General features: G+C 62.4%; 8 protein-coding genes. 1 reads left to right on the top strand and 7 read right to left on the bottom strand.

All coding sequences use genetic code 11. The features are described from left to right. Window positions 1-30: 30 nt before the first annotated feature. The gene (gene fliF / locus VFF99_RS05770) at window positions 31-1,584 is read right to left on the bottom strand and encodes a flagellar basal-body MS-ring/collar protein FliF (protein WP_325015850.1); all 1,554 of its coding nucleotides are present in this window, start codon (window positions 1,582-1,584) and stop codon (window positions 31-33) included. Between the two features lie 315 nt (window positions 1,585-1,899). Here fliF and fliE point away from each other — a divergent pair, with 315 nt between their 5' ends. After that, the gene (gene fliE, locus VFF99_RS05765) at window positions 1,900-2,241 is read left to right on the top strand and encodes a flagellar hook-basal body complex protein FliE (RefSeq protein ID WP_325015844.1); all 342 of its coding nucleotides are present in this window, start codon (window positions 1,900-1,902) and stop codon (window positions 2,239-2,241) included. A 150-nt stretch (window positions 2,242-2,391) separates the two neighbouring features. On the opposite strand, the gene VFF99_RS05760 is transcribed toward fliE, so the two are convergent. The 6 genes from VFF99_RS05760 to fliD are packed head-to-tail and all read right to left on the bottom strand — an operon-like array spanning window position 2,392 to window position 7,446. Then, window positions 2,392-3,162, bottom strand: coding sequence for a flagellar brake protein (locus VFF99_RS05760; RefSeq protein ID WP_325015842.1), 771 nt, complete (start codon window positions 3,160-3,162; stop codon window positions 2,392-2,394). Next, window positions 3,163-3,486 (bottom strand): EscU/YscU/HrcU family type III secretion system export apparatus switch protein, encoded by a 324-nt coding sequence (locus VFF99_RS05755; protein ID WP_325015840.1) that lies wholly within the window; start codon window positions 3,484-3,486, stop codon window positions 3,163-3,165. Further along, window positions 3,473-4,606, bottom strand: a complete 1,134-nt coding sequence (locus VFF99_RS05750) for a flagellar hook-length control protein FliK (protein ID WP_325015848.1) — start codon at window positions 4,604-4,606, stop codon at window positions 3,473-3,475. Before VFF99_RS05750 ends, VFF99_RS05755 begins: the two co-directional genes overlap by 14 nt. A 5-nt stretch (window positions 4,607-4,611) precedes the next feature. Continuing rightward, a complete protein-coding gene (locus VFF99_RS05745; protein ID WP_325015839.1) occupies window positions 4,612-4,950 on the bottom strand; it encodes a flagellar protein FliT in 339 nt (112 codons plus the stop codon). Between the two features lie 4 nt (window positions 4,951-4,954). Continuing rightward, a complete protein-coding gene (gene fliS, locus VFF99_RS05740) occupies window positions 4,955-5,434 on the bottom strand; it encodes a flagellar export chaperone FliS (RefSeq protein ID WP_325015837.1) in 480 nt (159 codons plus the stop codon). Between the two features lie 11 nt (window positions 5,435-5,445). After that, entirely contained in the window at window positions 5,446-7,446 is a 2,001-nt protein-coding gene (gene fliD, locus VFF99_RS05735) for a flagellar filament capping protein FliD (RefSeq protein WP_325015835.1), read from the bottom strand. Between the last annotated feature and the right edge of the window lie 8 nt (window positions 7,447-7,454).

The raw sequence follows: 7,454 nt of genomic DNA, 5'->3' as shown, positions 1-7,454 counted from the left end.
ATCAGGATCGCCCCTTTTGTTACGCCATCCTCATTCATTTGTTCCTACCCATGCCTTGACTACATTTGCAACCATTTTCGGATCGTTCCGGGCCAGCGTCTTGGCGGCTTCGAGGTTGTCCTGATAGCTGCGCGGCTTCTGGCCCATCGGTTCCACGTCATGCGAGAGCTGCACGACCGCATCCTGCTCGATCTGGGGCGGAGGCGGCGGCTCGAAGGTCTTCATGATCTTCGCAAACAACGGCTTGAGCACGGCGAAGAACAGGTAGAGCAGGATGCCGATGCCCAGCGCGTACTTGCCGCCGCTCAGTCCCATATCGATCACTTCCGGACGCTTCCAGAGCGGCATTTCCGGAATCACTTCCTTCTCCGCGCCGGCGAACGGGCTGTTGACCACGTTCAGGCTGTCGCCGCGATCCTTGTTGAAGCCCATCGCTTCCTTCACCAGGTCGGTGATCTGGGTCTTCTCATCGTCGGTCAGCGGCTTCATCGTCACCTTGCCGTCCTTGCCGACTTCCTTCTTGTAGTTGACCACCACGGCCACCGACAGACGCTTGATGCCGCCCATCGGCTGCTGCACGTAGCGCACCGTCTTGTCGACTTCGTAATTGACGGTCATGTCTTTCTGCACGTTGCCGCTCGGCGCTGCCATGTTGGCCGCCGGCTGCTGCGGGCTGCCGGCGATCGGCGCGGTGGCGTTGGGCTGCGGCTGGTTGCTCAGCGCACCGGGCACGCCGGCCGCACCCAGGGGAGAATTGCTCTGCGACTCGCTGGTCTGCTGGCTGCGGATGGCGGAGGCGTTCGGCGTACCGTTCGGCTTGTAGATTTCGGCGGCCTGCTCGGTATGCGAGAAATCGACGTCTGCCGTCGCTTCGGCACGCACGTTGTTTGCGCCGACGATGGGCGAGACGATGGATTCGATCCGCTTGATGATGCTCTGCTGCAGTTCATGCACGTACTTGAGCTGGGTCGGGTCGAGGCCGTTGCTGTTGGTCTTGCCGGTTTCGGACAGGAGGTTGCCGTTCTGGTCGACCACGGTCACGTTCTTGGTCGGCAGGTCGGGCACGCTGCTGGCGACCAGGTGCACGATGGCGCTGACCTGTTGCGGGTCCATGGTGCGCCCGGCATGCAGGTTCAGCAGGACCGATGCGGTCGGCTTCTGCTGGTCGCGGACGAAGACGGAAGCCTTGGGCAGCGCAAGGTGAACACGCGCGGCCTGGACCGCGCCGAGCGACTGGATGGAGCGAGCCAGCTCGCCTTCGAGGGCGCGCTGGAAATTGACCTGTTCGAGGAACTGGGACACGCCCAGCTTCTGGTTTTCCATCAGCTCGAAGCCGACGTTGCCGCCCTTGGGCAGGCCCTGTGCGGCGAGCTTCAGGCGCACATCGTGCACCTGGTCGGCCGGCACCAGGATGGCGCTGCCGCCGTCGGCGAACTTGTAGGGGACGTTCGACTGCTGCAGCGCGGCCACGATGGCGCCGCCGTCGCGGTCGGAGAAATTCGAGAACAGCACGCGGTAGTCCGGCTGCTGGCTCCAGAGCCAGACACCGGACATGACGCCGACCACGGCGGCGACGCCAAGCATCAGGAAAAAGTTGCGCCCGCCCGGCGTCTGGGCGAAACCGACGATCCCTCCCGGGGACGCCGGTACGACGGCGCCTTCGCCGGCTACCGCCACAATGCGCCTCCAGCGATGCTGTCGAACTTGATGTTATTGGTCATGTTGGTCCTGCACTTCGAGGTTTTCGAGGTTTTTCCCTTAGTACGGGATTTTCTTCCTGTTAAGCAAATTCGATCGTTGGAACAGAGCACTTTTTTCTGTGTTTATCACCGCCCGTAGCGGTTTTTTCGCGTGTTACCTTAGCGCTGTGAAAAAAGGCAATGCCGCAAGGAGGAGTGCATGAAAACCGGAATGATCGATGCAAGCAAGATCGAGTCGATGATCGCCCAGCTCAAGGCTGCGGCAACCCGTCCGGAAAGCGCGCTCGGTCCCGTGCAGGGGGAAAAGGCAGCCGCCCGTGCCGATTTTGCCGGCGCCCTCAAATCCGCGCTGGACCAGGTCAACAGCGCGCAAACGAAATCCGAGGATCTCGCCAAGCGCTTCGTGATGGGCGACGACACCATCAACCTCTCGGACGTCATGATCAACTCCCAAAAAGCCAATATCGCATTCCAGGCGACCATCCAGGTCCGCAACAAGCTGGTGTCGGCGTATCACGACATCATGAATATGTCGGTTTGATGTTTTAGAGGCGCTGGTGGGTTTCGCTTCGCTCTACCCACCCTACGGTCCTCTATAAAGAAACGTAGGGTGGGTAGAGCGAAGCGAAACCCACCATGCACCTAAAGAACGGCAGGGTGGGTAGAGCGCAGCGAAACCCACCGCAACACCTCAGGTCAACCCCGTCGCCTTCGCATTCCGTTCGCGTTCCAGCTTCGTAATGTAACGCTGCACCGCCGCGAGCATCGGGCTGGGCAGGTTGACGAACATGCATCCGATCTTGCGGATCGATTTGCCGCTTGCCAGCGTCAGGTCATGTGAATTCCGAACCTGCAGCGCGCAGGTCACCACCGTCCCGCCCGGCAGGTCGATCCTGCACTCCTTGTAGACGCGCCCGATGGTGTTGTCCAGCAGCTTCTTCTCGTCGATCACGCCGATGCCGCCGCCGCTGATGTCCTTGAGCGTGACGACGACCGTGGTGCCCGGCCCGGCGGATTCGTCGTCGGGAGGGACGCGGATGGAGCAGCGCACCGGGTTGGCGACCGGCGTCGGCACGCGATAGTACTCGCGGCGTTGCAGCCGGATCAGGCTGGACGGGATGGCGATGTAGAGGGCGGGAAGGTTGTCATAGAGGCATTCCCCGACCTTGTTCGTGAAAAACAGAATGCGGATGTTATCGAGGACGGTTTCGAAGGAGACGTTGTCGCTGCCCATCAACCGCTGGTTCATCGTATTGGTCGGGGCGCGGTCGATGACCACCATGCCGCTCTGCTCGTCGACTTCCAGGATGGACGTGACGACCGCGTCCGCGCCGCCGGCAGCCTGCATGGTCACGAGCTGGTTGCGTTCCTGCATGGAGCGCAGCAGCCCGATGATCTCCCGGCGCGAGTGCACCTGGTACGGGCTGACGTCCTCCATTCCGAACTTGTTTGCGAATGACATTTATTCCTGCTTCTCGGGTCTTTGTAGGGGGCGGGGATGCGGCCCCTTGTCTCCAGTGTGCTTGAGCGCGTCGATATGGTAAAGCCATGCGAGCAATTCCGCCACTACCCGGTACAAAGTTGGTGGAATATGTCTATCCAGGTCAACCTGCATCAGCAGCGCGACCAGCTCCTTCGATTCGTGCACGAACACGCCGTTCTCGCGCGCGCGCCGGATGATTTCCTCTGCAATCAGCCCGCGGCCCTTGGCCACGACCTTCGGCGCGAGGTCGCCGGTCTGGTAGGCGAGCGCGACCGCGTTCTGTGAAGGCTTAGGGCGATCCATGCCGGTTCACCGTGAATGAGTCGAGCGGCGCGCCTGCCGCATCCAGCCGCTCGGCCAGCAGGCCGCCGAAGGCGCGCACGGTCGACGCGGCATCCTCCGTGCCGGTGCTGAGCTGGACGTGCACCCGGTCGCCCGCGAGGCGGATGGTGGCGGAGACGTCGCCGAGATGGGGCAGCTCGAAGCGCACGGTGCTGGTCCACACCGATTGCTGCGGGTCGCCCTGCGCGCCGCCGCCTTCCGGCTTGTCTTCCTGGACTTCCCATTCCATCGGCATGCCCGGCCAGAGCTGGCCCTGCCAGCGCACCATCTGGTTTTCCAGGGTGTTGAGCTGCAGGTTGATGATGCGGGCGGCTTCGGGTTCGACGGTGGGCAGGGCGGGTTGGGGCGGTGCAATGAGGTCGGCGTCGGTCGCGCCGCCGGCAGCGGGCAACTGCGCCTCACGGATCAGGTGGACCAGTTTCTGCGCGCCTTCGCCCAGCTCGCGGAAGTTCGCGGCCAATCGCGCGAGGTCGACGTTCGCGGCGTCCTGCGCGGCAGGAGGCTTCAGGCTCGCGGTCAGCTGGGATTGCGGTTCCTGCTTGAGCTCGGCGGCGGTTCGTGTTCCGCTGATCCACTCGTGCAGGTGCGACTCATAAAACAGCCCGCTCCCCGATAGCGCATTCTGCAGCGCGGCCGCGACCTGTTTCGGCTCCAGCGCGCCGGGCGCAGGGACGAGGGGAGTGCGCGTCGTGACGGCGGCAGGCGTGCCGTCCTGTGGCGCAGATTGCAGGAGATGGTCGACCAGGCGCGCGGTCGTGCTCAGCGATGCAGGGGCGCTGCCTTGCTGCTGGGTCAGCAGGAATGTCAGGCGCGGGTCCTTGGCAATGAGCACGAGGGAAAGGTTGTCGCCGACCTTGGTGCCGACCGGCAAGGCCATGCGGGCGGTGGCATCGGCCACCTTGACCAGGTAGGTGCCGTCATCGAGCATCGCATCCACGGTCCCCTGCAGCTCGCGGCCGATGGCGATCTGGTTGAGGCGGCGGAATACTTCGAGGCGCGCATCGGTCGACGAAACAAGCGTCGTTGCGGCCTCTAGGGAGGCCGGGGGCCGGGTTTGATTAAGGTCGGCCCGCGGCAGCATGACGGTCAACCGCTCTGGTTCGCGCCGTAAGCCTGGGAGAGTTTACGCTCGGTGCCGGCGCTGTTGATCATGGCGGACAGCTGCGCCATCCACGGCTCGGTAATGTCACGAATCTGGCGGTCGTCGTCGAGAATCTTCTTGATGATCTTCACCTTGCGCTCGCGTGCGGTCGGGGTGAGCGGCAACCGCTGCTGGTCGTTCTGCTTGATGATCTCGACCTGGTTCGAGCAGTGCGTCTCAAGGGCTGCCAATTGTTCCCAGTCCCCGACGCGCGCCGCGGCGAGCATCTTGTCAGTAGTGTCGGCAACGGCCTCGTAGAGGGAGATGATTTCCTGGTTATCCATATGATCAGGCTTTCATGAGACGTGACGGTTGCTGCGGAGCGAGCGGGTCATAGGCCACGGGCTTGGGCGCTGCAGGCGAGGGTTGCGGGTTGGCCGCCGCAGGGATCGACTCCCACGCATCCTTCAAGCCTTTCAGCAGTTGATACACTTCTTCGAGCACCGCAACCTGGTTTTTCGCGTTGGCGATGATGAGGCGGCTGCACATGTATTCGTACAACGCATCGAGATTCAATGCGATATCGCCGCCCACCTTCTTGTCGAGGCTGGCGCGAAGCCCGTTCTCGATGATTGTGATGGCCTTTGAAATTGCCTGGCCCTTGGCGGCAGTGTTGCCAGACTGGAGATGCTGGATCGCACTACTGATGGCGATCATTGCACCCTCGAACAGCATGACGACCAGCTTGTGCGGGCTTGCCGCGGCCACACCGGTTTCGATTCCGACCGTGGCATAAGCGTTTGCGCCAGTGCGCGTCGATCCAAACATTCACTTCCCCTTTATTGCGACGTGGGCAGGTTTGCCAACTGTTGTGCCAGGTAATTGCTGGTTTTCGTCATATTCGCCAGCATCACATCCAGTGCGGCGAATTGCGCCCGGTATCGCTTCTCGACCTGTTCCAGCCGGTCATTGATCCGCTCCTTCTGCTTGTCGAGGCTCTTGAGCGACTCGTTGAAACCGTCCGTACGGGAGGAAACAGGGCCCTTGGTGGCCAGCATCGAGTCGATCATCTTGTCGAATTGATACGCGTAGCCTTTTGAATAGCTGACGGTGCCGCGGTTTCCAAGCGCGGTTCCGGTAATCTGCACCTTCAGGCCCTCGGCAGCGTTCTTATCGGCGCCGGTCAGGAACTGTCCTGAGCCCTTGGCCGCTACGCCGTTGATCGTGCCCTCGACGTTGACGCCATCGGTGGTCGTCGGTGTGCCGCCCACGAGGCCTGCCTTGCCATTTCCGCCGGTGATGCTGACATTGGAATCGGAGCCGTAGCGCGCGGACATGATGGTCAGCACGCCGCCCGTTTGCGAGACCGTGACCGAAGAACCGGCCAGATCCGCCGCGCCATTGATCTTGGCCTGTACCTCGGCCGCGAGCGCATCGGCGCTGGCATAGGTCTTTTGCTCGAGCTTGATCGTGGCCGTCTTTCCGTCCAGCTTCACTTCCAGCGTGTCATTGGACGCACCGATGGTGAGTGCGGCCGCAGCCTGGCCAACGGTTTTCCCCTGGGTCGCAAGCTTCGTGACGTTGACCGCATAGGTGCCGGGCGCCGTCGCGTTCGTGGCGCTGACATACGACACCAGGCTGTCGGTCGCCTTGCCGGTGGCGGCGAAGAGGGCAGCAATATCGTTGAAGTTGCTTTCCATCGCCTTTTTCAACTTGTCGTTGTCGACCGCCAGCGTGCCATCCTTCTGCAGGCTGACGCCGACTTGCGAGAGCGTGGAAAACGCGCCTCCGCCCTCGACCTGTGCGCTCAGCAAGCCGCGGATCTGGGTTTGGATGGTGCGGACGGTGGCATCGCCGTTCAGCACGCCCGCCACCTTTGTCGTCGTGTTGTACGAAGACAGGTTGGTCAGCGTCTGATTGATCTGGTTATAAGCAGTGACGAATTGCGTGACCGCCGTGGTGACGGCCGCGGTATCCCTTGTCACAGTGATACTGGTCGGCGAGCCTGCGTTGGTCTTGGCCAGCGTCAGCGTCACGCCGGGAATCGCGTCGCTGACAACGTTGGTCGGCTTGGAAATCGCGAGGCCGTCCACCTTGAACTCCGCGTTCTGCGCGGTCATTGTTTCGGTAAGGGCCTGCGTGCCGCCGGGATCGTGGTTGAGCAGGTTGCCCAGCCCGCCGCCTTCGGCGACGGAGATCTTCATGCTGTTCGTCTTGCCGGTACTCTGCTCCGTCAGTACCAGGCGGTAGGGCGAGGTGCCGCCGTCATTGACGATGGATGCCGTCACGCCGATATCGGCCTTGTTGATGGCATCGCGGATGCCGGCCAGGCTGTTGTTGCTGCTGTCGATCTTGACTGTCTTGACACCCGCGCCGTTGCTCTTGAACGTGGCGCCGGTGTACTTGCCTGTCGCTGGATCGAACGAACCGCTCGCGCCGAGCTCGATGGTGCCGAAGTCGAAGGTGATCGTGCCTGTGCCGATTGCCGTCTTGTCGCTGGCCTGACCCGCCGATGCGAGTTTCTGTGCCTGCGCCAGTTTGCTGACTTCGAGGGAATAGGTGCCGGGTGTCGCGCTGCCGGAGCCGCTCACGGTCGCCACCGCCGTATCTGCGGCGGTTGCGCGGACTGCCTGGAATTTGCTTTCGCTGGAAAGCGAGCGAACCGCAGTCTGGAATGTGGACAGTGCGCTTTTCAGGTTGCCGATCGCCGACAACTTGGCCTTGATACCGGCTTCCTTCTGGCTGATATTGTTCAGAGGCTGCCGCTCGAGCGCCATCAGCTGGCTGACAATGCCATTGATGTCCAGGTTGGAGCCGATGCCGGGAGAAGAGAGAGCCACACGTGCCT

The organism is Noviherbaspirillum sp., from assembly GCF_035654295.1.
Classification (GTDB): Bacteria; Pseudomonadota; Gammaproteobacteria; order Burkholderiales; family Burkholderiaceae_D; genus Noviherbaspirillum.
This window is presented reverse-complemented; position numbering and strand designations above follow the sequence as displayed.

Bases quoted from the DNA above. Each gene is read 5' to 3' on its own strand.
- VFF99_RS05750 (WP_325015848.1), bottom strand. From the start codon at position 4,606: ATGCTGCCGCGGGCCGACCTTAATCAAACCCGGCCCCCGGCCTCCCTA.
- fliE (WP_325015844.1), top strand. From the start codon at position 1,900: ATGAAAACCGGAATGATCGATGCAAGCAAGATCGAGTCGATGATCGCC.
- fliS (WP_325015837.1), bottom strand. From the start codon at position 5,434: ATGTTTGGATCGACGCGCACTGGCGCAAACGCTTATGCCACGGTCGGA.
- VFF99_RS05755 (WP_325015840.1), bottom strand. From the start codon at position 3,486: ATGGATCGCCCTAAGCCTTCACAGAACGCGGTCGCGCTCGCCTACCAG.
- fliF (WP_325015850.1), bottom strand. From the start codon at position 1,584: ATGCTTGGCGTCGCCGCCGTGGTCGGCGTCATGTCCGGTGTCTGGCTC.
- VFF99_RS05760 (WP_325015842.1), bottom strand. From the start codon at position 3,162: ATGTCATTCGCAAACAAGTTCGGAATGGAGGACGTCAGCCCGTACCAG.
- VFF99_RS05745 (WP_325015839.1), bottom strand. From the start codon at position 4,950: ATGGATAACCAGGAAATCATCTCCCTCTACGAGGCCGTTGCCGACACT.